This window comes from Streptomyces torulosus, from assembly GCF_001419765.1.
Classification (GTDB): domain Bacteria; phylum Actinomycetota; class Actinomycetes; order Streptomycetales; family Streptomycetaceae; genus Streptomyces; species Streptomyces torulosus.
This window is the reverse complement of the sequence record NZ_LIRK01000204.1, coordinates 13,397-37,179: the sequence shown is the minus strand read 5'-3', so window position 1 is coordinate 37,179 and position 23,783 is coordinate 13,397. Positions and strand designations below refer to the sequence as shown.

Here is a 23,783-nt window from a genome sequence, read left to right as displayed (position 1 = left end):
CACTCAGAATCGCCCAGGGTACCTCACTTCAAAGGTCCCGGGAGTGTGATCCGAGGTGACGTCCGTCACGGCGTGAGGGTGATGCCGAGAAAAGTGGAAGGCGTCTCAGGGTTGCGCCGGGGGCGGAGTCAGGGTTGCGTCAGGGTCGTGGTCCGGAACTGCGGGGAGCGGGAGCCCGTTTTCAGGACAGAGAGCGGCAGTGGGCCGCGAAGGAGGCGACGGAGATGTCGAAGAGCACGAAGATCGTCGTGGGGGGTGCGGCAATCGGGATCGTCCTGCTGTTCCTGTTGCCGTTCCCCTTCTGGGCCAATCTCCTGATAGTCCTGGGGATCCCCACGGCCGCGTACCTGACACTCGACCCCTCGCAGCGACGCAGGCTGCGCCGGGTCGGCCGCAAGGAGCTCGGACGCTGAGGTGTCACCGGCCCGCGGCCGGGCCGGTGACACGCGGCAGAGTCGGGGGCGAGCCCGCGCTCAGTTGGGGCGTACCGCGATCTTGTCGAGGGACTCCAGGAGACCGGGCAGTTCCTCGCCACGCCCCACCGGGAGCACTTCCCCCGGTTCGTCGTCGAGAAGGACGAAGGCGATGTCGTCGGTCCTGGCCACCATCGACCACCCGGGGCCGTCGGCACGAAGGGTCCGGGCGTCGCCCGGCGCGAACGACGAGCGCACACGTCCGAGGGGCGGCGGCGACTCGACGTAGGCGCGTGCCTCGGCGAGGACTCGGCGGATGCCCGAGCGGACGCCGCCCTCGTCGCGGCCGGACTCGGCGGCGTCTCCGGCTGCCGCCGCGCTCGCGCCGTTCTGTCCCGTGAAGGCGGAGTCGTCGATCTGTGCCCGCCAGGTGCTCCACTGAAGCGCGATCTCATCGGCGCCCAGGCGCCGCTGTGCGGGGCCCCAGACCGTGGTGTCCGGCGGGCTCAGCGGCGGCAGGTCGGAGACCTCCGGGTCCGGGTCGTGCGGAGCCGGCACACCGGGAGCGGCCACGGCCACCGCGAGGGGCCAGCCGGGCAGCGCGGCCACCACGGAGTCCTCGTCGGGCGACAGGTCGTACTCCATGCCGCAGTCCCACGAGGCGATGGCCACGGCGACCAGTGACACGTCGTCCACCACGACCGTCCACCGGGCGCCGTCGCTGTCCTGGCCCAGGACGATCCCGTAACCGTCGGCGAGCGGGGCGAGACCGAGCGCCGCGCAGGCCTCGGGGTAGTCGTCGCCCAGTACGCTGGGGAAGTTCGCGGGCGTGAGCAGCACCGCCGTCAGCACATACAGTGCGTCGTCGTCCCCGGCGGCGACGGCGTCATCGTCCGTCCCGGCCATGCCGGCCTCCCATTGCTCTCGCTCGTCCGTCGGCGCACCCTAATGCGCCCGGCGGGCGCTTGTCACGAGAGTGAAACCCACGCAGAGCTGCGGTTCCGGCCGGACAGGGGCGAATCGACCGGTGCTTCTCGCCCCTTCAGGCGGCGGGCAGCCCCAGAAGCGACCGTGCCACCGTCTGCGGCGACTCGTCCCGCTCGCGTGCCAGCGCTATGACCGCACGACACGCCAGCTCGCTCACCCCGAACGACAGGGCCTCGGGCGACACCCAGGTCACGGTCTCGTCGATCCGGTCCTGGTCGTCGTCGGCGCACGCCGAGATGTAGGCGGCCGCCGCTTCGAACAGGTTGTGCGTGCGTTTCTCCTCCTGCGTGGTCGCCTCGGTGCGCGTCGAGTCGAGGAATCTGTCGAAGGACCTACGGAGCCTGTCGAACATAAGGGCTACCTTCCCCCATCTCGGTATGCACATACCGTTCACGTGTTCCTACTCAACGTAGAGACGGAGGCGCGGCGACAGAAGAGGGTCCATCCCGGGAGCAGGGCCGAGCGGCGAGGTCGCGATCTGGGACCCTGCTGGTCAGGGGGTGTGCCGCGGGTCAGCCGGTGCGTACGGCGAGCGCGAGGAATCGGCTGTCCTCGTCGATGTACGACGTCATGCGCCAGCCCGAACCGGCCAGCAGCGGGCCGAGGTTCGCCTCCGCCCGGAGATCGGCCGGGGTGATCTGCCGTCCCTGGCGCGCCGCGAGCGCGGCCCTGCCGATCGGGTGGAAGAGCGCCAACGTCCCGCCAGGCCGGACCACCCGCGCGAGCTCCCGGAGATTCCCCGCCGGGTCCGCGAGATGCGCGATGAGCCCCGCGGCGAAGACCGCGTCCAAGGAACCCGTGCGCAGCGGCAGGGCCGCCACGTCCGCGAGCAGCAGCTGCCCGTCGAGGTGCCGCCCGGCTCGTACGGCGGCCTCCAGCATCGCCGGGGTCAGATCCGCCCCGAGGACCACGCCGGAGGGGCCCACGGCCTTCCATAGCGGCGTCAGGGCCCGTCCCGTGCCGCAGCCCGCGTCGAGCACACGGTCACCCGGCCGCAGGCCGAGGTCGGCGACGGCGGCGGCGTAGGCGGGTCCGTCGTCGGGGAACCGGGTGTCCCAGTCGGCGGCTCGTGCCGTGAAGAACTCCTGGACATGTGTGTGGTCGTCGCTCATGCTCCGCATGATCCCCCACGGTCGGGTGAGCGGGCACGGTGTGCATGTTCGAGCGTGAGGCGATCGTTCCGACGCATATATGCGCCACCTTCCACCACTTTTCGAAATGCGCCCCCTTCGTGCACCCGTGCTCCCACTAGCGTCCCGGAGCCATGGGACACCTGGACCACGCCACCTTCGGCTGGCTGACCCCCGTGCTGTCGTACGTGATGGCCTGCATGGGCGCGGCACTCGGACTGCGTTGCACCGTCCGTGCGCTGGGCGCCACCGGCCGCGCCCGCCGCAACTGGCTCGTCACCGCAGCGTCCGCGATCGGCACCGGCATCTGGACCATGCACTTCGTGGCCATGCTCGGCTTCGGTGTGAGCGGCACCGAACTCCGCTACGACGTGCCGTTGACCATCCTCAGCCTGCTCGTCGCCATGGCCGTCGTCTGCGGCGGAGTCTTCGCCGTCGGCTACAGCCGCAACCGCCAACGGGCGCTTCTTCTCGGCGGCCTCACCACCGGACTGGGCGTCGCCAGCATGCACTACCTGGGCATGGCGGCGGTACGGATGCACGGCGAGGTGACATACGACCCGGCCCTCGTCGCGCTCTCCGTGGTGATCGCCGTCGTCGCGGCCACCGCCGCCCTGTGGGCGGCCCTCAACATCAGGTCGCCCCTCGCGGTCACCGTCGCCTCCATGGTCATGGGCGGCGCGGTGAGCAGCATGCACTACACCGCCATGTGGGCGGTGCGCGTGGAGGTCGCTCCCTCCGGCGAAAACCTGCCCGGGGTCACGGCGATGCAGTTCATCTTCCCCCTCGCCGTCGGCCTCGGGTCCTATCTCTTCCTCACCTCGGCGTTCGTCGCGCTGTCGCCGACGGCCGGGGAACGCGAGGCCTCCGCGTCGGCCCAACAGCCCGTCGGGAGCGCCGCCGCCCACTAGCAGCGCACCTCGGCGGCACGAAGGCACACCCAGACCACACCGAGCGAGGAGGCCATGCGTACATCCGGCAGGACCTCGACCACCGGCGCCGAGACGCCGACCCGGCCCGCGGCGCGCGGACGCCGCGCCCACGCGGGACCACCGGCCGACGAAGGTTTCGCCCCCGACGAGACCGGCGCTCACACGACCGGCCCACCCAGACGCGCCGGCCGCCCGCACATACGCCCCCGCACCGTCCGAGCCAAGATCATCTGCCTGTTGATGGTGCCCGTCGTCTCCCTGCTCGCCCTGTGGGCGTACGCCACCGTCACCACCGCCCAGGACGTCGCCCGGCTTCGGCAGCTCCAGCGCGTCGACGCCTCCGTGCGCGCCCCGGTCGCCGACGCGGTCGCCGCGCTCCAGGCCGAGCGTGCCGCCGCCGTGCGGTACACCACGAGGCCCTCCGACGCACACGGGAGCGACCTGGAAGCACTCTCCCGGGCATCCGATCGCGCGGTCGCCCGACTGCGTCTGGGCGGCCGGCACACCGTCGCCGACGGAATCGACCTACCCGCCGGGGTCGCCGAGCGGCTCGCGGCCTTCGTCTCCGGTGCCGAGCAACTGCGCCCCCTGCGCGCGTCGGTGCTCGACCGTCGTAGCGGCTGGGCGGAGACGTACCAGAGGTACACCACGACCATCTCCACGGCCTTCGGTGTGGGCGGCGCACTCAGCGGCATCCAGGACGCCGAAACGGGCTCCGACGCGCGCGTGCTGCTCGAGTTCTCCCGCGCGGCCGAGGCCCTCGCCCAGGAGGAGGCGCTGCTGGCCGGCGCACGGCTCTCCGGCACCCTCGACGGCGAACGACTGCGTCTGTTCAGCGGCGCCGCGGGTGCCCGCCACACCCTGACCGAAGCCGCTGCCGCCGACCTCCGTGGCCCCGAACGGGCGGCATGGGAAGAACTCGCCGAGGGCGACGCCTACACCGACCTGAACGCCGTCGAGGACAAGGTGCTCGCAAGCCGTCCCGGCAGCAAGGCGCTCACCGCGGCACCGGTGGATGTCTGGGAGTCGGCCCACACGCGCGTGCGGGACAGGATGCGGAAGATCGAGGCCGACGCCGGACGCGACGTGGCCGAGCGGGCCGACCCGTTCACGCGCGCCCTCCTCACCCCGGCCGGTGCCGCCGTGCTCCTCGGTCTCGCCGCCGTCGCCGCGTCGCTCGTGATCTCCGTACGCATCGGGCGCGGACTCGTCGTCGAGCTGGTGAGCCTGCGGAACGGAGCCCTGGAGATCGCCCGCCGCAAACTGCCCCACGCCATGCGGAAACTGCGGGCCGGAGAGGAGATCGACGTCGACGCCGAGGCCCCGCCGGGGCCCGCCGCCGAGGACGAGACCGGCCAGGTCGCCGAGGCGCTGCGCATCGTCCACCGGGCCGCCCTCCGCGCGGCGGTCGAGCGCGCCGAACTGGCCGGCGGCATCTCCGGAGTGTTCGTCAACCTCGCCCGCCGCAGCCAGGTCCTCGTCCACCGCCAGCTGAGCCTCCTCGACAGCATGGAACGCAGGTCCGAGGACCCCGACGAGCTCAGCGACCTCTTCCGGCTCGACCACCTCACCACCCGGATGCGACGCCACGCGGAGAGTCTGATCATCCTGTCGGGAGCCGCACCGGGCCGCGCCTGGCGCATGCCTGTCTCCCTGACGAACGTCGTCCGCGCAGCCGTCTCCGAGATCGAGGACTACGCGCGCGTGGAGGTACGGCAACTGCCCGAGGCACGGATCGCCGGTGCCGCCGTCGCCGACCTCATCCACCTCCTCGCCGAACTCGTCGAGAACGCAGCCCAGTTCTCACCACCGCACACGCGCGTGCGGATCACCGGGGAACCCGTCGGCAACGGATACGCCGTCGAGGTCGAGGACCGCGGGCTCGGCATGGGCAAGGAGACCCTCGACGAGGCCAACCGCAGGATCGAGCAGTCGGAGGCCCTCGACCTCTTCGACAGCGACCGTCTCGGACTGTTCGTGGTGAGCCGACTCTCCTCCCGCCACGGCATCAAGGTCCATCTGAGGCCCTCTCCCTACGGTGGCACCACAGCCGTGGTCCTCCTGCCGACCGCTCTGCTGCACAACGGCACGACGGAACGTTCCCCCCGAGCCACTGTCGAGGCACAGCGGCGGCCCGAGCAACGGGAGTACGCGCGCGTGCACGCCGGTCCGCGTCAGGACCCCGTGGAGCAGTCCGTCGACCGGCGGGCACTGATGGCTCCCGTGGCCTCCGCCGGGGAGTCCATGGCGGGCGGCCCGCCCGAACCGCCCCCGCCGGGCGTCACCGCCCTGCGGCAGCACCGTCCGCCGCAGGAGCCGGACCCCACCGGTGAACTGCCACGCCGGGTACGGCAGGCCCATCTCGCCCCCCAACTGCGCGACCGGCACAGCCGCGGGCCGGAACCTGCCCCGAGCCACGGGGGCGACGACGACCGCACCCCCGAACTCGTACGGGACCGTATGGCGGCCTACCGCGACGGCTGGACGCGAGGCGGCGGCAGGGCACCCGGACGAGGCGTCACCCACGGCCCCACGACGGGCAGCGACAGCAGCGAAGGAGACCCCGCATGATCCAGGACCCGACCACCAGGGCCACCGGACGGTCCGGAGAACTCGACTGGCTGCTGGACGACCTCGTACTGCGCGTGCATGAGGTGCGACACGCGGTGGTGCTGTCCAACGACGGACTCGCCGTCGGTGCGTCGACCGACCTCGCACGCGAGGACGCCGAGCATCTCGCGGCCGTCGCCTCCGGCTTCCACAGCCTCGCCAAGGGAGCGGGCCGCCACTTCGGCACCGGGGGAGTGCGCCAGACCATGGTGGAGATGGACGACGGCTTCCTCTTCGTGGCGGCTGCCGGAGACGGCTCCTGCCTGGCCGTCCTCACGGCCGTCACCGCGGACATCGGCCTCGTGGCGTACGAGATGGCACGGCTCGTGAAACGCGTGGGCGAGCACCTCTACACCGCTCCGCGCGCCGGCGCGCGGCCACCCGTCGCCGGATGAGCGGGAACGAGCCGTGCTCATGACCGAGGACAGCACGAGCGCTCCGCACGAGCCGCCGGGCAGCCAGTGGTACGACCACGAGGCCGGGCCCCTCGTCCGCCCCTACGCGATGACCGGCGGACGCACCGCCCCCGGCCCCAGTGGAGTCCGCTTCGACCTGATCGCCCTGGTGTCCCTCCACATCGGCGCACCCGACGTCGACGGGGACACCTCACTCGGTCCCGAACACCGCACGCTGATCGAACTGTGCCGGACCGAGACCCAGTCGGTCGCCGAACTCGCCGCCGGAGCCGACCTGCCGGTCGGCGTGGTGCGAGTACTCCTCGGTGACCTCCTCGAACTGGGCCACGTCACGGTCAGCCGGCCGGTGCCGCCCGCGCAACTGCCGGACGAGCGCATCCTGCGTGAGGTGATCGCCGGGCTGAGGGCGCTGTAGTCATGAACAACAGTACGAGCCGTAGGGACGGGCAACGGTGCGGGTCGATCTCGTTCGAACTTGTGCATCCAACCGGGCATCGAACACGCACGAGTCGGTCGATGCCAGGAAGAACCGGTCCAACACCCCGTTGTGGAGCGGAAGTTGTCATGATGCTGGCTCCGCACAGCAGTACCGATGTCGACCTTGCCCCGCACTCCCGAGAGAAGTGATCGATGGCCTCCCAGCACTCCGACACGACAGACGGCGACACGGGCGCCCTGGCATTGAAGATCCTCGTCGCCGGTGGTTTCGGCGTGGGCAAGACCACCCTGGTGGGGGCGGTCAGCGAGATCAAGCCGTTGCGCACCGAGGAACTCCTGAGCGAGGCCGGCCAGTCGGTCGACGACACCGGCGGAGTGGATCAGAAGGTGACCACCACGGTGGCCATGGACTTCGGCCGCATCACCATCCGGTCCGGCCTGTCGCTCTATCTGTTCGGCACCCCGGGCCAGGACAGGTTCTGGTTCCTGTGGGACGAACTGGCCCAGGGCGCGTTGGGGGCGGTCGTCCTCGCGGACACGAGACGACTCCAGGACTGCTTCCCGGCGGTGGACTTCTTCGAGCACCGGCACATCCCGTTCGTGGTCGCCGTCAACTGCTTCACCGGAGCAGGCGCCTACGGCCCCGACGACGTGTCGCGCGCCCTCGACCTCGACCAGGGCACTCCCGTGGTCCTCTGCGACGCGCGGGACCGCGCCTCCGGCAAGGAGGTACTGATACGCCTCGTCGAGTACGCCGGACGGATGCACACCGCCCGGCTGCTCGACTCGGTGAGCTGAGGCGCCCCGATCGGCCCCGTGCCGACAGGTGACGACCGGGGTCGGCGCTCAGTCGGAGACAGCGGAGTACGCGAGGACCTTGTCCACACGCACCCGCACGAGGAGCTCGCCCGGCACGCCGTTGCGGGCGCCGAACTCCTCGGCCCGGTCCTCGCCCATGTAGCGGGCGCCTATACGCGCGGCCCAGTGCCGCACCTCGTCGAGGTCCTCGGAGAGTTCCGCCCGGCCTTCCAGCACCACGAAGTCGTACGGCGGCAGATCGGAGTCCACACAGAGCGCCACACGGCCGTCCCTGGCCAGATTCCGTCCCTTGACACTTTCCTTGCCGGTGTTGAAGAGCAACTCGTCACCGTGCAGCAAGAACCAGATGGGCGTGACATGAGGACGTCCGTCGGCACGGGAGGTCGCCAGTTTTCCGGTGCGAGTTCCGTGTGAGACGAAGGCCCGCCATTCCTTGTCGGTCATCTTCTTTGCCATGTCCCCATCTTGCTTGCTCCTGCGGCAGCAGTGGGGAAGGCTGAACCGTCGGATCCTCCTCGCCAGGGGGAACGACGAATACGGGGAGTAGGAAAAATGCCGCAGAACGCGGGACTCGGTTGGTTGCTGGACGACTTGACCGAGCGCCTGGAACCCGTACGACACGCACTGGTGCTGTCCAGCGACGGATTGGTCACGGCGGCCAGTACCGGGCTGAGGCGTGAGGACGCCGAGCACCTCGCCGCGGTCTCATCGGGGCTGCACAGCCTCGCCAAGGGCTCGGGACGCCACTTCGGCGCCGGTGACGTACGGCAGACGATGATCGAGTTCGACGACGCCATGCTCTTCGTCACCGCGGCCGGCGCGGGCAGTTGCCTGTGCGTGCTCAGCGCCGCGGAAGCGGACATCGGTCAGATCGCCTATGAGATGACCCTGATGGTGAACCGTGTCGGCGAACACCTCGGCGTGGACGCCCGACAACCCGAACCCTCCGCCGCCAGGGACCTCTGACCTGCGGTTTCAGTAGCTGGTTGCAAGTTATCCACAGGCCCGCCACGACTTCTTGTGAACGGGCTACGGTTTTCCCGAGGCGACGCGCACAGGCGTCGCGGCACCACTGCACGGGGGAGAACCACCATGTCCGGAAACACCATCACGCGACCTGCCACACCCACCGCGGCGACCGTCGCCGCAGTACCGGCCGGGGCGGCCGACCGGCCGCTCACCCAGAGCCGCGCCGCACGTGAACTGAGCCTGAAACGAAGCGAACTCGACCTCGCCGTCCACCTCGGATGCGTACGAACCGTCCCCGACGAGGGAGGCGGAGGACGCCGAGTCGCCCGCAGCGAGATCGACCGGCTCCGCGCCGAGGAGGGCTTCCCCCAGACGCTGCGCGCACGGGTCGAAGCCGTCGGCTCCAAGGACGCCGCAGCGATCCTGGAGGTGGCGCCGACGCGTTTCGTGCGCCTCGCACGGCTGGGGCTCGTCACACCGGTCAAGTTCTATCTGAACCGCTACCGTGCCGTCGTCTGGCTCTATCTGGCGGAAGAACTGCGGCGGTTCGCCGCCGACGAGAACAACGCCCCGTGGCTGACGGGGCGTCTCCCCCAGGAGCTGAGGACCCAACTCGACAACGGCCTCGATCTGCGGCCCAGGAACTGGCGAGGACGCCATCTAGGGTTCCTGCTCCGGCAGGCCGAAGACCCCTGGGCCCGGGCCGCCGCGCCGGCCTCCCTCCTCGACCCCGTTCACCTCGCGGAGATCGTCCGGGATCCCTACGAGCGCGCCCATCTCAACCGCCACCGGCCCGCACGGACCGACCAGGGGCCGCCCGACTCACCCGCCGCCCGGCTCACCGGCACGATCATGACGGCGGACGATCCCGACGAGATCGAGTGGCTTCGGGCGGACCTTCGTCAGGCTCTCGTCGAGGCTCGCGCTCACCGCCTCGCGCCGAGGCCCCGCAGGAAGGAACCGGCCCCGCGCCCGGCGAGGAGCGTCAGGCGTCCCGCGAACCGCCCCGAGACACCGGGTCCGGCATCCGAGAAGCGCCACGGCCTGCTCGGCTGGCTGACGCGCAGACACCCCTGATCCGTCGACCGGGCGCGGTACGACCCGCTGCGGGCGCCGGCCGACGGACGCGTCAGGAACCGAGCTTGCGGAACAGTCCCTCCTGGACGACCGACACGAGCAGACGCCCCTCCAGGTCGTAGATGCGGCCACGGGCCAGACCACGTCCGCCCACCGCGATCGGCGACTCCTGGTCGTACAGGAACCACTCGTCCGCACGGAACGGCCGATGGAACCACATGGCGTGGTCCAGCGACGCCATGTCGAAGCCACGCGGTCCCCACAACGGCTCGATGGGAAGGCGGACGGCATCCAGCAGGGTCATGTCGCTGGCGTACGTCAGCGCGCAGGTGTGGACGAGCGGATCGTCCCCCAGAGGGCCCACGGCCCGCATCCACACCGCGCTGCGCGGCTCCGCGTGCTCGACCTCCTCGGGGGTCCAGCGCAGCCGGTCGACATAACGGATGTCGAAGGGCTGACGCCGCGCCATGCGCTGCAACTGCTCGGGCAGCGCGCCTAGATGATCGGTGATCTCCTGCGTCAGCGTCGGCAGCGACTCCGGGTCCGGCACCTCGCGGGCCGGCGGCAGCTGGTGCTCGAAGCTCCCCTCTTCAGGCTTGTGAAAGGAGGCGGTCAGATTGAAGATCGTGCGGCCCTGCTGCACGGCGGTGACCCGACGCGTGGTGAACGACCGCCCGTCGCGGACCCGCTCGACCTGGTACACGATCGGCACCCCCGGACGCCCCGGGCGGAGGAAGTACGCGTGCAGCGAATGCACAGGCCGGTCGCCCTCGGTGGTGCGTCCGGCGGCGACCAGCGCCTGGCCGGCCACCTGGCCACCGAAGACCCGCTGCAAGGACTCCTGCGGGCTGCGCCCACGGAAGATGTTGACCTCGATCTGTTCCAGGTCGAGGAGGTCGACGAGCCGCTCGGCGGGGTTGGTCGTCATCTGCCGGCCTCTCCAGTGCTCACAGTTGACCGACGTCGGTGACCCGGACGACGGCGCGGCCCTCGGCGTCGGAGGCCGCAAGGTCGATCTCCGCGCTGATGCCCCAGTCATGATCGCCGTTCGGGTCGGCGAAGGTCTGACGGACGCGCCACAGCCCGTTCTGCGGCTCCTCCTCGATCATCAGCAGGCGAGGACCTCGGGCATCGGGACCGGTGCCGAGCTCGTCGTACTCGTCCCAGTACTTGTCCATCGCCTCGCCCCACCGCTCGGCGTCCCAGCCGGACTCGGCGTCCAACTCGCCCAGTTCGTCGACCTGGTCGAGGGCGGCCAGCTCGACACGCCGGAACATGGCGTTGCGGACGAGGACGCGGAAGGCACGCGCGTTGGAGGTGACGGGCTTGACCTGGTCGGCCTTCTCCTGGGCCTCCTCGGCGGTCATCTCCTCGGGGTTGGCGAGCTGCTCCCACTCGTCGAGGAGGCTGGAGTCGACCTGGCGGACCATCTCGCCGAGCCAGGCGATCAGATCCTCCAGGTCGTCCGACTTCAGGTCGTCGGGGACGGTGTGATCGAGGGTCTTGTAGGCGCCGGCCAGGTAGCGCAGCACGATGCCCTCGGTGCGGGCCAGCTCGTAGTAGGACACCAACTCGGTGAAGGAGAGTGCCCGTTCGTACATGTCCCGGATCACCGACTTCGGGGACAGCGGGTGGTCGCCGACCCACGGGTGGCTCTTGCGGTACGTGTTGTACGCGTGGAAGAGCAACTCCTCCAGCGGCTTGGGGTAGGTGACGTCCTGGAGCCGCTCCATGCGCTCCTCGTACTCGACGCCGTCCGCCTTCATCGCCGCCACGGCCTCACCGCGTGCCTTGTTCTGCTGGGCCGCGAGGATCTGTCGCGGGTCGTCGAGCGTCGACTCCACCACGGAGACCATGTCCAGGGCGTACGACGGCGACTCCGGGTCGAGCAGCTCGAACGCGGCCAGCGCGAAGGTGGACAGCGGCTGGTTGAGCGCGAAGTCCTGCTGCAGATCGACCGTCAGACGGACGATGCGGCCCTCGGCGTCCGGCTCGTCCAGCTTCTCGACGATGCCGCCGTCGAGCAGCGAACGGTAGATGGCGATGGCCCGCCGGATGTGGCGCAGCTGCTGCTTGCGTGGCTCGTGGTTGTCCTCCAGCAGCCGTCGCATCGCCTCGAAGGCGTTGCCGGGCCGGGCGATCACCGACAGCAGCATCGTGTGTGTCACCCGGAAACGGGACGTGAGAGGCTCAGGATCGGAGGCGATGAGCTTCTCGAAGGTGTTCTCCGTCCAGCCGACGAACCCCTCGGGCGCCTTCTTGCGGACCACCTTGCGGCGCTTCTTCGGATCGTCGCCCGCCTTCGCGAGCGCCTTCTCGTTCTCGATGACGTGCTCGGGCGCCTGCGCCACCACGAACCCGGCGGTGTCGAAGCCCGCCCGCCCGGCGCGCCCCGCGATCTGGTGGAACTCACGGGCGCGCAGCGTCCGCACCCGGCTGCCGTCGTACTTCGTCAGCGCGGTGAACAGCACCGTGCGGATGGGGACGTTGACGCCGACGCCGAGCGTGTCAGTGCCGCAGATGACCTTCAAGAGACCGGCTTGGGCCAGCTTCTCCACCAGACGTCGGTACTTGGGCAGCATCCCGGCATGGTGCACACCGATACCGTGCCGGACGTAACGGGAGAGATTGCGGCCGAACTTGGTGGTGAACCGGAAGTTGCCGATCAGCTCGGCGATCTGGTCCTTCTCCTCCCGCGTGCACATGTTGATACTCATCAGCGCCTGCGCCCGCTCCACGGCCTGCGCCTGCGTGAAGTGCACGATGTAGACGGGCGCCTGCTTGGTGGCGAGCAGCTCCGTGAGAGTCTCCGTCAGCGGCGTCAGGACGTATTCGTACGACAGCGGCACCGGGCGGGTGGCCGAGCGGACCACGGAGGTGGGACGGCCGGTGCGCCGGGTGAGGTCCTTCTCGAACATCGAGACGTCGCCGAGGGTCGCCGACATCAGGATGAACTGGGCCTGCGGCAGCTCCAGGATGGGGATCTGCCAGGCCCAGCCGCGGTCGGCCTCCGCGTAGAAGTGGAACTCGTCCATGACGACCTGGCCGACATCGGCGTTCCTGCCGTCGCGCAACGCGATGGAGGCCAGGACCTCGGCGGTGCAGCAGATGACGGGGGCGTCGGCGTTCACGGACGCGTCGCCGGTGAGCATGCCGACGTTCTCGGTACCGAAGATCTTGCACAGCTCGAAGAACTTCTCCGAGACCAGGGCCTTGATCGGGGCGGTGTAGAAGGTGACCTCGTCACGGGCGAGGGCGGCGAAGTGCGCGCCCGCCGCGATCATGCTCTTGCCGGAGCCGGTGGGCGTCGACACGATCACGTTCGCGCCGGAGACCACCTCGATGAGCGCCTCCTCCTGATGGGGGTAGAGGGTGAGACCGCGTTCCACGGCCCACGACTCGAAGGCTTCGTAGAGGGCGTCGGGGTCGGCGGTCCGCGGCAGCTGATCGATGAGGGTCACGCCCCCATCTTGCCTGCCCGCGCCCCCAAGGCGGGAATCGGATACCCGGCCGAAGATCGCGAACGCTACGCTGTGGCGCCGACGGAGCGTCGACGCACGTGGACAACTGGACAGCGGCCCGGGGCAACTGGACAGCGGCACAGAAGGAATGGGGCGGGGCACGGCCATGATGGGACCAGCACACTCACTGTCCGGGGCCGCGGCCTGGCTCGGCGTAGGGGCGGCGGCAGCCGCGACCGGGCACACCATGCCCTGGCCGGTCCTCCTGGCCGGTGCGCTGATCTGCGCGGGCGCCGCGCTCGCCCCGGACCTGGACCACAAGGCGGCGACGATCTCCCGTTCCTTCGGCCCGCTGTCCCGCTGGGTGTGCGAGATCGTCGACAAGCTCTCGTACGCCGTCTACAAGGCGACGAAGAAGCAGGGCGACCCACGCCGCTCAGGCGGGCACCGCACGCTCACCCACACCTGGCTGTGGGCGGTGCTGCTCGGCGCGGGGGCCTCGGCCATGGCGATGATGGGTGGCCGCTGGGCGGTGCTGGCCATCCTGTTCGTGCACCTGGTGCTGGCGATCGAAGGGCTGCTGTGGCGGGCGGCCCGCGGGTCGAGCAGCGACGTGCTGGTGTGGCTGCTGGCGGCGACCAGTGCCTGGATCATCGCCGGTGTCCTGGACAAGCCGGGCAACGGGGCGGACTGGCTGTTCACCGAGCCGGGCCAGGAGTACCTGTGGCTCGGTCTGCCGATCCTGCTGGGCGCGCTGGTGCACGACATCGGCGATTCGCTGACCGTCTCGGGCTGCCCGATCCTGTGGCCGATACCGGTGGGCCGCAAGCGCTGGTACCCGATCGGTCCGCCCAAGGCGATGCGGTTCCGGGCCGGCAGCTGGGTGGAGCTGAGGGTGCTCATGCCGGTGTTCATGGTGCTCGGGGGCGTGGGAGCGGCCGCGGCCCTGAACGTCATCTGACAGCGCGGCCGGGCGGCCGGGCGAGGTCAGCCCGACACCGAGTCCTCGTCCACGATGTGCATCGCGGCCTCCTCGGCGGAGGCGGCCGCGCCGTCGATGCCCACGTCGGTGGCGATCAGCCCACTCTCCTCGTCCTCGTGCGCACCTTCGTCGGGGGCGACGAGACGGCCCGAGCGAAGCCCTCCCACCTCGTTGTCCAGCAGCTCACCGTCGGTGTCCTGGGCGTCGCCGATGCCGTCCCCGTCGACCGAGGTGACGTCCGGCAGCTCCTCCGCGAGCCGCTGCTCCAAGGTCTCGCCGCGCAGCCGCTCCGCGGCGGTCACACCGGTGTGCTCCACCGCCCATGGCCGCTCCGGTGGCGACCAGCCCCGGTCGAGCGGGTCGTCCACACCGTCGGCGACCAGGGTGTCCTCGGCGTCCAGCAGCCCGGCGTCGTCCTGGATCTCCGATCCATCCGGCTGGTAGACGTCGTCTCCCCATCCGCCGGCTCTGTCCACGGGTACCTCCAGTGGTGGGACGGGCCCGGTGCCACCGTGCGGCGACGGTGGGCGCGCGAACCCCTGGGCGACGGTCCGACCCCCGCGAACCGGGCGGTTCACGGGCGTCCCCCGAATCAGTGCCCACCACCAGAGTTCCACTCGCCGTCGGCACCACGCAACGTCAGGGGACGGGCCCCGGAAGCGAGCGGGCACTCGGCCTCGGCCGCGCGGCCCGCGTCGTGGCGGTGCGGCGACCGTGCGGCGTCACCGGCGCCGCCGCCCGCACCGCCCCCGACGGTCCGGACCGGGGACGGCGTGGAGAAGGCGGCCGTGGCCCACGAGCCGGTGGTGATGCGGCGGAACACCCGCCGGCCCACGACAGGGCGTGCGCGACAGCCGACAGAGCGCGGCCGGCCGACGGGCGGCCCTGTCTGCGAGGACCGGCTCGGAGACGGCGGCCTCCTGAGCCGGTCGGGAACCGGCTCAGCCGTGCCAGGACCGCCACAGTGCCGCGTACGCGCCGTCCGCCGCGACGAGCTGGTCATGGCTGCCCAGCTCGCTGATGCGGCCGTTCTCGACGACGGCGATGACGTCGGCGTCGTGGGCGGTGTGCAGACGGTGGGCGATGGCGACGACGGTGCGGCCGTCGAGGACACGGGCGAGGGAGCGTTCCAGATGCCGGGCCGCACGCGGGTCGAGGAGCGAGGTCGCCTCGTCCAGGACCAGGGTGTGCGGGTCGGCGAGGACCAGCCGGGCCAGCGCGATCTGCTGGGCCTGCGCCGGGGTGAGTGTGAACCCGCCCGAGCCGACCTCGGTGTCCAGGCCGTCGTCGAGCGCCCGCGCCCAGGAATCGGCGTCGACCGCGCCGAGTGCCGCCCACAACTCGGCGTCCTCGGCGTGGGTGCGGGCGAGCCGCAGGTTGTCGCGCAGGGAGCCGACGAAGACGTGGTGCTCCTGGTTGACGAGGGCCACGTGGGAGCGGATGTCCTCGGCGGGCATCCGGGACAGTTCGGCACCGCCGAGGGTGATCCGACCGTCGCGGGGCGCGTAGATGCCGGCGAGGAGCCTGCCCAGGGTGGACTTGCCCGCCCCGGACGGGCCGACGAGGGCCAGCCGGGTGCCGGGCGCGACCTCCAGCGACACCTTGCGCAGCACGTCGACGCCCTCGCGGTACCCGAAGCGCACCTGCTCGGCGTGGACATGGCGTCCGTCGGGGGCCACGTCCGGGTCGCCCGCGCCCGGTTCGATGTCCCGGACGCCGACCAGCCGGGCCAGCGACACCTCGGCGACCTGCAGCTCGTCGTACCAGCGCAGGATGAGGTTCACCGGCTCGACGAGCATCTGGGCGATCAGGGCGCCCGTCGTCAGCTGGCCCAGCCCGATCCAGCCCTGGAGCACGAACACACCGCCGACGATCAGGACCGCGCCGAGGACCATGGTGTGGGTGAAGTTGATGACCGGGAAGAGCACCGAGCGCAGCCACAGGGTGTACCGCTCCCAGGCGGTCCACTCGCGGATGCGCTGGTTGGACAGCTCGATGCGGCGCGCGCCGAGGCGGTGGGCCTCGACGGTGCGCCCGGCGTCGACGGTCTCCGCGAGGACGGCGGCGACGGCCGCGTACCCGGCGGACTCGGAGCGGTAGGCGGAGGGCGCCCGTTTGAAGTACCAGCGGCAGCCCGCCACCAGCAGGGGCAGGGCCAGCAGGACGGCGAGCGCCAGCGGCGGAGCCGTCACCGCGAGCCCGCCGAGGAGGAGGGCCACCCAGACCACGCCGATCGCCAGCTGCGGCACGGCCTCGCGCATCGCGTTGGCGAGGCGGTCGATGTCGGTGGTGATCCGAGACAGCAGGTCACCCGTCCCGGCCCGCTCCAGGACCCCCGGCGGCAGGCCGACCGACCGGACGAGGAAGTCCTCGCGCAGATCGGCCAGCATCCGCTCACCCAGCATGGCCCCGCGTAGCCGCACCTCCCGTACGAACACCGCCTGGACGACGAGGGCGACGACGAACACTCCGGCGGTCAGCTCCAGATGGAGTTCGCGAGCCCCGTCGGAGACCCGTTCGACGAGTTCGCCCAGCAGGTAGGGGCCCGCCATCGAGGCCACGACGGCGATGGTGTTGACGGCGATGAGCAGGGCGAAGGCCCGGCGGTGGCGGCGGAACAGTTCGGCCACGTAGGCGCGGACGGTCGCGGGGGCGCCGACGGGCAGGGTGTTCGCCGTCGTCGGGGCGGCCGGGTCGTACGCCGGTGGCGCCACGCCGATCATGCGGTCTCCTCGATTTCTTCCAGTTCGTCCAGCACATCGCTGAGCGCGGTCCTGCGGTCCTTCGGCACGGCGTCCTCGCGCCGCGCGGCACCGTCCTTCCCCAGGGCGTGCGCGGCGGTCTCCTCGTCCGTCTCGCGGGTGACGACGGCCCGGTATCGCGGCTCCTTGCGCACGAGTTCGCGGTGCACGCCCACCGCGGCGACCTCGCCCTCGTGCACCAGGACCACGCGTTCGGCGAGGTCGAGGAGGAGCGGGGAGGAGGTGAGGACGACCGTCGTGCGGCCCTCGCGGAGGGACCGGATGCCGTCCGCGATCCTCGCCTCGGTGTGGGAGTCGACGGCGGAGGTCGGCTCGTCCAGGACCAGGACCTCGGGGTCCGTGATCAGGGAGCGGGCCAGGGCCAGCCGTTGGCGCTGGCCACCGGACAGGGACCGGCCGCGTTCGGTGATGCGCGCGTCCAGTGGGTCCTCGGCGTCCAACGAGCCCTGCGCCAGGGCCTCCAGGACGTCACCGCACTGGGCGGCGGCCAGCGCCTCCTCGGCGGTGACGTCGCCGGAGGCGGGTACGTCGAGCAGCTCGCGGAGGGTGCCGGAGAGCAGCACCGGGTCCTTGTCCTGGACGAGGACGGCCGTGCGGGCGGAGTCGAGCGGCAGTTCGTCGAGGGGGACACCGGCCAGGAATACCGACGTGCCCTCCTCCGGGGCGTGCCCGCCGAGCCGTTCCGCGAGCCGCCCGGCGGCGTCGGGGTCGCCGCACACCACGGCGGTGAGACGTCCGGCGGGGGCGAGCAGTCCGGTCGCCGGATCGTACAGGTCCCCGGACGGCACGGCGGCCTCGCGTGACCCCTCGGTGGCGGTGGCCCGCTCCAGGGACAGCACCCGTGCGGCCCGTTTGGCGGAGGGGCGGGAGAAGGAGTACGCCATCGCGATCTCCTCGAAGTGCCTGAGGGGGTACCCCAGCAGCATCACCGCGCTGTACACGGTGACGAGTTCGCCGACGGTGATCCGGCCGTCGCGGGCGAGACCCACGCCGTACCAGACGACCGCGATCATCAGCAGCCCCGGCAGCAGGACCTGGATGGCGGAGATCAGGGCCCACATACGCGCGCTGCGGACGGCGGCGTGGCGGACCTCCTGGGAGGCGCGGCGGTAGCGGTCGAGGAAGAGGTCCTCGCCGCCGATGCCGCGCAGCACGCGCAGGCCCGCCACGGTGTCCGAGGCCAGTTCGGTGGCGCGTCCTGCCTTCTCGCGCTGTTCGTCGGCGCGCCGGGTCGCGCGGGGCAGCAGCGGCAGCACGGCGAGTGCGAGCACGGGCACGCCGATGGCGACGACGATGCCGAGCGCGGGCTGGTAGACCACCAGGGCGACACAGACCAACACCACGGTGAGCGCCGCCGCGGTGAAGCGGGAGACGGCCTCGACGAACCAGCCGATCTTCTCGACGTCGCCGGTGGAGACGGCGACGACCTCGCCGGCCGCCACCCGGCGGGTCAGCGCGGAGCCGAGCTGCGCCGTCTTGCGGGCCAGGAGCTGCTGGACGCGGGCGGCGGCGGTGATCCAGTTGGTGACCGCGGTGCGGTGCAGGAAGGTGTCGCCGAGCGCGATGGTGAAGCCGCACAGCGCCAGCAGCGCGCCCGAGAGGGCCAGTCGGGTGCCGGAGCGGGCGACCACGGCCTCGATGGCGACGCCGACACAGAACGGCAGTCCGGCCACGGAGGTGAAGTGCAGCACTCCCCACGCCAGCGCCTTGAGCTGTCCGCCGAGCTGGTTGCGGCCCAGCCACCACAGGAATCGGGGACCCGAGCGTGCGTCCGGCACGCCGGGGTCTTGGAACGGAAGGTCTTGAATCTGCATGACGTCCCTGTGGGTCGTGTCAGAGGAGGGGGGAAAGGGTGCAAAAGGGGCGACGGGGCCCGGCGACCGGCCGTGAAAGGTTCGCGTCACCGCATGGTCGGAGGCAAACGGTTTTCCGTCGCCGGGCAAAGTTTCGGCCTGGACAGCCCTTGTGACGCCGGGTGCGCGGGGGCGGTGGACGCAGAGAGTCGGCGTGCGGTGCGACGATGGAGCGCATGCGAATAGGCGGTACGAGGTGTGGGGCGGTCGGCGGTGCGAGCGGGGTCGAGGGCGTGAGGCGAGCCGGGGCGGCGATGGTGGTCTGCGGGGTGCTGGTGGTGTCGCTGGCGGCGTGCGGCGGTTCGGCCGGGACGGGCAAGGGCGACACGGACTCGGGTGACAGGGCGGGGCATTCCGAGGCGCGCAAGGCCGATCCGACCCGTATTCCCGACGTGGGCGACCGCCTTCAGAAGCGGATCCCCGCCGACTCCCGTCAGGTCGTGGCCGTCTACGGAGAGGGCGTGAACGACGCCGACTCCAAGATCGTCCTGTACACGAAGAGCGGTTCCGCCTGGAAGGAAGCCAGGACCTGGCTGGGCCACAACGGCAAGAAGGGTTGGACGGCCGACCATCACGAGGGTGACAAGCGCAGCCCCGTGGGGGTGTTCACGCTCAGCGACGCGGGCGGTGTCCTCGCCGATCCGGGGGCGAAGCTGCCGTACAGCCAGTCGCCGTCGTTCCAGGCGCCGCACTACTGGGCGAAGTCGCACTGGAACGACTTCGACTACGTCATCGCCATCGACTACAACCGCGTCAAGGGCACCTCGCCGATCGACCCCACGCGCCCCGAGGGTCAGTCGAAGGGCGGCAGCATCTGGCTGCACATGGACCACGGCAGCGGAACGTCGGCCTGCGTCAGCCTGAGCAAGTCGGGGATGGAGTACCTGTTGCGCACCCTCGATCCGGCCGCGCACCCGGTGATCGTGATGGGGGACAAGGCGGCGCTGAAGGCCTGAGATCCATCAGGTCTCCGGTCAGGGATCCGGGAGATGTCTCCGGCCACTCATGTGGCCGGGGGTGTCATTGTGCGCGGCGTCGACTGCCCGTAGAACTCCGCCCATGAGAAACCGGATCATCATGTCCATGCTCACCGGGGCGACCGTCCTGGTGAGCACTCTCCTGGGAGCCGCCCCGGCCCGATCGGCCGCCCCCGCCCAGTCCGCCACCGCGGTCGACGTCCCGGCCGAGTTCGGCAGCGACTGGCACGACCCCGTCACCGCCGCCCCGCCCGTCACCAGGCCCGCGAACGCGAAGTCCTGCGAAGTGACCGTCGCCGAGGCACAGTTCAAGGACTTCACGCCCTACAAGGGCACCTACGCGCCCCCGGCCGAGTGCGGGAAGCGCTGGAGCAAGGTCGTGCTGCGTCTCGACGGCAAGGTCAAGGGCCGCCAGTACGACCGCCTCGGCCATCTCCACATCGGCGGCGTCGAGGTCTTCCGTACCTCCACCCCGCAGCCCTCGCCCGACGGCATCGCGTGGTCCGTCGAGAAGGACGTCACCCGCTACAGCGACACCCTGCGGGCGGCGCAGCCCGTGGAGATGCTCATCGGCAACGTCGTCGACGACACCTACACCGGCGTCCTCGACGTCAAGGTGACGCTGACGTTCTACGCGGGCAGGCCCACGGCGAAGGCCGCCGCGACCGTCCCCGACCGCGTCCTCACCCTCCAGGACGGCAACACCCTCACCACCCCGCGCAACAGCGAACGCGTCGTCGCCGAGGTGTACGCCACCGGCTCCGGCGGCGGCTGCGAGGAGTACTGGTATCTGACGGTGCCCGAGACGGCGCCGTACTCCTGCAAGGCGCACGACGGGCCGTACCGCGAGGTGCAGATCAAGGTCGACGGCCAACTGGCCGGGATCGCCGCGCCGTTCCCGACGGTGTGGACCGGCGGCTGGTCCAACCCCTTCCTCTGGTACGTGGTCCCCGGCCCCCGGGCCTTCGACATCCAGCCCATCCGCTATGACCTCACCCCCTTCGCCGGCCTCCTCAACGACGGGCGCCCGCACCGGGTCGAGGTCTCCGTCGTCGGCGTACCCGAGGGACAGAGCGGCTGGAGCACCCCCGTCAACGTGCTCGTCTGGCAGGACGAGAAGAGCGCACACGTCACCGGTGCCCTGACGAAGGTGCGGGCCGGCGACCTCGCCAACTCGTCCACGTACACGCCCGGCACGGAGCACCGGCTCGACACCGAGGGGAGCCACCGGCTGACGGTCACCGGGCATGTCGACACCTCGCGCGGCAGGGTGACGACCACCGTGCGCCGGAGCCTGGCCAACACCTCCGTGCACACCTGGTCGGACGGCGAGAACCCCGACGCCCTCGACGCGCGGTGGAGCGACGACGAGACGGTCACCGTCGACGGGCGCGGTCCGGCCCGAACCACCCGTGCGCAGCGGTCGTACACGATGGACGGGACGACGACGCTCGGTGCGGGCGACCGGCTGCGGACGGTGCTCACGCTCGGCGACCGGGCGACGGTCACCGAGACGTACGGCGGTCGGCGCACCGCGTGGTCCCGGCTCGACGACACCTACACGGGTGACGCCACGTACACGGCGTTCGTACCGCGTGACCAGCGGCATGCCGTCGCCACGACCAGGGAGCGTTACCGCCTGTACGGAACGGGCGGCTGCTACGACCGTTCGCTGATCTCGGTACAGGGAGTGCTGACGGAGGACCGAGGGGCCTGCTGACACCAAATGCGTGTGATGTGACGTCTGTTCGATGATTTACCTCGCGGAAACACGACGGTCTTCCCCGTGAGCGGCGACTCCCCGATAGTGATCAGCGCGGAAGTGCTTTTCCGCATACCAGAAAGTCCCCTCGGAGGAGTGCCCGTGCCGCAGTCCGTACCGTCCCTGCCGCGACGCGTCGCACGCATGCTGCGTACCTCACTGTTCGCCCAAGTCGGTGTCGCGCTGGTGCTCGGCATCGTTGTCGGGAGGTTGTGGCCGGACACGGCCACGACCTTCCAGCCGCTCGGCGACGGTTTCATCCGGCTCATCAAGACCGTCATCTCGCCGCTGGTGTTCTGCGTGGTCGTCGTCGGCATCGCCAAGGCCGGCAACCTCAAGGCCTTCGGGCGGATCGGGCTCAAGGCGCTGATCTGGTTCGAGGTCGCGTCCACGGCCGCGTTGCTCATCGGTCTGATCGCCGCCAATGTCTTCGGCCCCGGCGTGGGCATGAACGTCGACCCCTCGAAGCTCGACACATCGGCGGTGGACGCCAAGACGGCGGGCGGCGAGCTGCCGACGACCGCCGAGTTCATCCTGAACGCGCTGCCGCAGAGCGCGATCGGCGCGTTCGCCGAGAACGCGCTGCTCCAGGTGCTCGTGCTCGCCTGCCTCACCGGTGCGGCGCTGCTGCACCTCGGCCACACCAAGGTGCCGAAGATCCTGCCCGCCATCGAGCAGGCCCAGGAGGTCATCTTCGCGATCGTCGGCTTCGTCATGAGGCTGGCCCCGCTCGCCGTGTTCGGCGCGATGGTCCACCTCGTGGGGGAGTACGGCCTCGGCGTGATGAAGACCTACGCCAAGCTGATCATCCTCTGCTACGCCGTCGCCGCCGTCTTCCTCGTGCTGCTCGGTGTCGCGCTGAAGCTGATGACCGGGCTGAGCCTGTGGAAGTTCGTCCGCTACACCCGTGCCGAGATGCTGCTCGCGCTGGGCACGGCCTCCAGTGAGAGCGTCATGCCCCGCATGATGCAGAAGCTGCGGCAGGCGGGCGCGCGGGACGACGCGGTGGGGCTGGTGCTGCCCACCGGGTACTCGTTCAACCTCGACGGCGCGTCCATCTACCTCTCCGTCGGCACGCTGTTCATCGCGCAGGCCGTGGGGGTGGACCTCAGTCTCGGCCAGCAGGTCACCGTCGTCCTCGTCCTCATGCTGACCAGCAAGGGCATGGCCGGCATCCCCGGTTCGGCCTTCCTCGCCCTGTCGGCCACCGCGGCCTCGCTCGGGGCGATCCCCGCCGGTGCCGTCGCCCTGCTCCTGGGTGTCGACCGGATCATGGACTCGATGCGGGTCGCCACCAACCTGCTCGGCAACTGCGTCGCTGTCTTCGCCGTCTCCAAGTGGGAGGGCGCGCTGGACACCGTGCGGGCGAAGAAGATGCTGGACGGGGAGATCGAGTTCGTGGAGGAAGAGACCGCGGACGAGAACGACGCGCCCACGGCGCCCGCAGCCTCGACCGCCGCCGTCGGCGCCCCGGCCGCCGACCCCGCCTCGGCCGCTCCCGTGAGCACCGTCAAGGCGGTCCCCGCGCAGCCGGGCGGCGAGGTCAAGGAGCCTGCCTCCGGGGCCAGTTGATCGCCGTCACCGACGACAGGGGCCCGGCGCCGCACTTCGGCGTCGGGCCCTTCCGTGTGCGGCGGCCCGGCCCGATCGTCGGTGTCGAGCGCCGCTCCGTGTCACCGCGCCCGTGCATCGGGGCTCAGCATGCCCGCTCCGCCCCCGGCGCCCCGTCCACCAGCGTGTCGAGGAGGCCGCCCAGTACCTCACGCTGGCCGTCCGACAGGGGTGAGAGGATCTCCTCTGCGGCGGACCGGCGGGCGCGGTGCAGCTCTTCCAGGACCTTGCGGCCCTCGTCCGTGACCTCGATGCGGATGACCCGCCGGTTGGTGGGGTCGGGCACCCGGCGCACCCGGCCGCTCGCCTCCAGTCCGTCGACCAGGGTCGTCACGGCGCGCGGCACCACTTCCAGGCGCTCGGCGAGATCGGCCATGCGCGGGGGCGCGTCGTAGTGCGCGAGGGTCCGCAGCAGTCGGGACTGGGCAGGGGTGATGTCCAGCCCGCTCCGCAGAAGATGGTGCTTCTGGATGCGGTGCACGCGGCGGGTCAGCCGCAGCAGCTGCTCGGCGAGCAGCCCGTCGGCATCGGGGGCGGTCATGCGGGAACAATATCAGGATGATGTTCATTGTGAGTATAGGTAA

Annotated in this window: 22 protein-coding genes; 12 read left to right on the top strand and 10 right to left on the bottom strand. The window is 70.9% G+C overall.

Features of this window, described 5'->3' with window-relative positions:
• The first annotated feature begins 224 nt into the window (after window positions 1–224).
• Complete coding sequence (locus tag AOK23_RS15120; RefSeq protein WP_055713235.1) at window positions 225–413, top strand: hypothetical protein; 189 nt, start codon at window positions 225–227, stop codon at window positions 411–413.
• A gap of 60 nt (window positions 414–473) precedes the next feature.
• Here the strand turns inward: AOK23_RS15120 and AOK23_RS15115 are convergent, their stop codons facing one another.
• The 3 genes from AOK23_RS15115 to AOK23_RS15105 form a co-directional block, all read right to left on the bottom strand.
• A complete protein-coding gene (locus tag AOK23_RS15115; RefSeq protein ID WP_055713234.1) occupies window positions 474–1,319 on the bottom strand; it encodes a hypothetical protein in 846 nt (281 codons plus the stop codon).
• A 136-nt stretch (window positions 1,320–1,455) separates the two neighbouring features.
• A complete protein-coding gene (locus tag AOK23_RS15110) occupies window positions 1,456–1,752 on the bottom strand; it encodes a hypothetical protein (RefSeq protein WP_055713233.1) in 297 nt (98 codons plus the stop codon).
• 160 nt (window positions 1,753–1,912) lie between these two features.
• Window positions 1,913–2,512 carry a class I SAM-dependent methyltransferase gene (locus AOK23_RS15105; RefSeq protein WP_055713232.1) on the bottom strand — a complete coding sequence of 200 codons (600 nt, stop codon included), beginning with the start codon at window positions 2,510–2,512 and terminating at the stop codon, window positions 1,913–1,915.
• A gap of 152 nt (window positions 2,513–2,664) precedes the next feature.
• Between AOK23_RS15105 and AOK23_RS15100 the strand changes: the two genes are divergently transcribed.
• The 5 genes from AOK23_RS15100 (at window position 2,665) to AOK23_RS15080 (ending at window position 7,724) form a co-directional block, all read left to right on the top strand.
• Complete coding sequence (locus AOK23_RS15100) at window positions 2,665–3,441, top strand: MHYT domain-containing protein (RefSeq protein ID WP_055713231.1); 777 nt, start codon at window positions 2,665–2,667, stop codon at window positions 3,439–3,441.
• 54 nt (window positions 3,442–3,495) lie between these two features.
• Window positions 3,496–6,033 (top strand): sensor histidine kinase, encoded by a 2,538-nt coding sequence (locus AOK23_RS15095; RefSeq protein WP_055713230.1) that lies wholly within the window; start codon window positions 3,496–3,498, stop codon window positions 6,031–6,033.
• A complete protein-coding gene (locus tag AOK23_RS15090) occupies window positions 6,030–6,467 on the top strand; it encodes a roadblock/LC7 domain-containing protein (RefSeq protein ID WP_055713229.1) in 438 nt (145 codons plus the stop codon). Before AOK23_RS15095 ends, AOK23_RS15090 begins: the two co-directional genes overlap by 4 nt.
• Window positions 6,468–6,486: 19 nt before the next feature.
• Window positions 6,487–6,903 (top strand): DUF742 domain-containing protein, encoded by a 417-nt coding sequence (locus tag AOK23_RS15085; protein WP_055713228.1) that lies wholly within the window; start codon window positions 6,487–6,489, stop codon window positions 6,901–6,903.
• Between the two features lie 215 nt (window positions 6,904–7,118).
• A complete protein-coding gene (locus tag AOK23_RS15080) occupies window positions 7,119–7,724 on the top strand; it encodes a GTP-binding protein (protein ID WP_055713227.1) in 606 nt (201 codons plus the stop codon).
• 48 nt (window positions 7,725–7,772) lie between these two features.
• On the opposite strand, the gene AOK23_RS15075 is transcribed toward AOK23_RS15080, so the two are convergent.
• Window positions 7,773–8,201, bottom strand: coding sequence for a PPOX class F420-dependent oxidoreductase (locus tag AOK23_RS15075; protein ID WP_055521403.1), 429 nt, complete (start codon window positions 8,199–8,201; stop codon window positions 7,773–7,775).
• A 96-nt stretch (window positions 8,202–8,297) separates the two neighbouring features.
• Between AOK23_RS15075 and AOK23_RS15070 the strand changes: the two genes are divergently transcribed.
• Together AOK23_RS15070 and AOK23_RS15065 are read left to right on the top strand one after the other, a co-directional pair.
• Window positions 8,298–8,711: a roadblock/LC7 domain-containing protein gene (locus AOK23_RS15070; RefSeq protein ID WP_055713226.1), complete on the top strand. Its 414-nt coding sequence runs from the start codon at window positions 8,298–8,300 to the stop codon at window positions 8,709–8,711.
• A 126-nt stretch (window positions 8,712–8,837) separates the two neighbouring features.
• Window positions 8,838–9,791: a DUF6397 family protein gene (locus tag AOK23_RS15065; RefSeq protein WP_055713225.1), complete on the top strand. Its 954-nt coding sequence runs from the start codon at window positions 8,838–8,840 to the stop codon at window positions 9,789–9,791.
• A gap of 52 nt (window positions 9,792–9,843) precedes the next feature.
• Here the strand turns inward: AOK23_RS15065 and AOK23_RS15060 are convergent, their stop codons facing one another.
• Window positions 9,844–10,719, bottom strand: a complete 876-nt coding sequence (locus AOK23_RS15060; RefSeq protein WP_055713224.1) for an acyl-CoA thioesterase — start codon at window positions 10,717–10,719, stop codon at window positions 9,844–9,846.
• Window positions 10,720–10,738: 19 nt separating this feature from the next.
• Window positions 10,739–13,252, bottom strand: a complete 2,514-nt coding sequence (locus AOK23_RS15055; protein ID WP_055713223.1) for a DEAD/DEAH box helicase — start codon at window positions 13,250–13,252, stop codon at window positions 10,739–10,741.
• A 166-nt stretch (window positions 13,253–13,418) separates the two neighbouring features.
• On the opposite strand from AOK23_RS15055, the gene AOK23_RS15050 reads away from it, so the two are divergent.
• Window positions 13,419–14,213, top strand: a complete 795-nt coding sequence (locus AOK23_RS15050) for a metal-dependent hydrolase (RefSeq protein WP_055713222.1) — start codon at window positions 13,419–13,421, stop codon at window positions 14,211–14,213.
• Between the two features lie 26 nt (window positions 14,214–14,239).
• Here AOK23_RS15050 and AOK23_RS15045 read toward each other — a convergent pair whose 3' ends face one another.
• From AOK23_RS15045 to AOK23_RS15030, 3 genes are all read right to left on the bottom strand, one after another.
• Window positions 14,240–14,710 (bottom strand): DUF5709 domain-containing protein, encoded by a 471-nt coding sequence (locus AOK23_RS15045; RefSeq protein ID WP_055521409.1) that lies wholly within the window; start codon window positions 14,708–14,710, stop codon window positions 14,240–14,242.
• 465 nt (window positions 14,711–15,175) lie between these two features.
• On the bottom strand, window positions 15,176–16,957 hold the full coding sequence (locus AOK23_RS15035) for an ABC transporter ATP-binding protein (protein ID WP_055713220.1): 1,782 nt from the start codon (window positions 16,955–16,957) through the stop codon (window positions 15,176–15,178).
• A complete protein-coding gene (locus AOK23_RS15030; RefSeq protein ID WP_055713219.1) occupies window positions 16,954–18,810 on the bottom strand; it encodes an ABC transporter transmembrane domain-containing protein in 1,857 nt (618 codons plus the stop codon). Before AOK23_RS15030 ends, AOK23_RS15035 begins: the two co-directional genes overlap by 4 nt.
• 293 nt (window positions 18,811–19,103) lie before the next feature.
• On the opposite strand from AOK23_RS15030, the gene AOK23_RS15025 reads away from it, so the two are divergent.
• The 3 genes from AOK23_RS15025 (at window position 19,104) to AOK23_RS15015 (ending at window position 23,160) form a co-directional block, all read left to right on the top strand.
• The gene (locus AOK23_RS15025) at window positions 19,104–19,805 is read left to right on the top strand and encodes a L,D-transpeptidase family protein (protein WP_206336203.1); all 702 of its coding nucleotides are present in this window, start codon (window positions 19,104–19,106) and stop codon (window positions 19,803–19,805) included.
• Window positions 19,806–19,908: 103 nt separating this feature from the next.
• Window positions 19,909–21,546 (top strand): peptide-N4-asparagine amidase, encoded by a 1,638-nt coding sequence (locus AOK23_RS15020; protein WP_055713218.1) that lies wholly within the window; start codon window positions 19,909–19,911, stop codon window positions 21,544–21,546.
• Between the two features lie 144 nt (window positions 21,547–21,690).
• Window positions 21,691–23,160: a cation:dicarboxylate symporter family transporter gene (locus AOK23_RS15015; RefSeq protein WP_055713217.1), complete on the top strand. Its 1,470-nt coding sequence runs from the start codon at window positions 21,691–21,693 to the stop codon at window positions 23,158–23,160.
• A gap of 124 nt (window positions 23,161–23,284) precedes the next feature.
• Here the strand turns inward: AOK23_RS15015 and AOK23_RS15010 are convergent, their stop codons facing one another.
• Window positions 23,285–23,740 carry a MarR family winged helix-turn-helix transcriptional regulator gene (locus AOK23_RS15010; protein ID WP_055713216.1) on the bottom strand — a complete coding sequence of 152 codons (456 nt, stop codon included), beginning with the start codon at window positions 23,738–23,740 and terminating at the stop codon, window positions 23,285–23,287.
• Window positions 23,741–23,783: the final 43 nt, after the last annotated feature.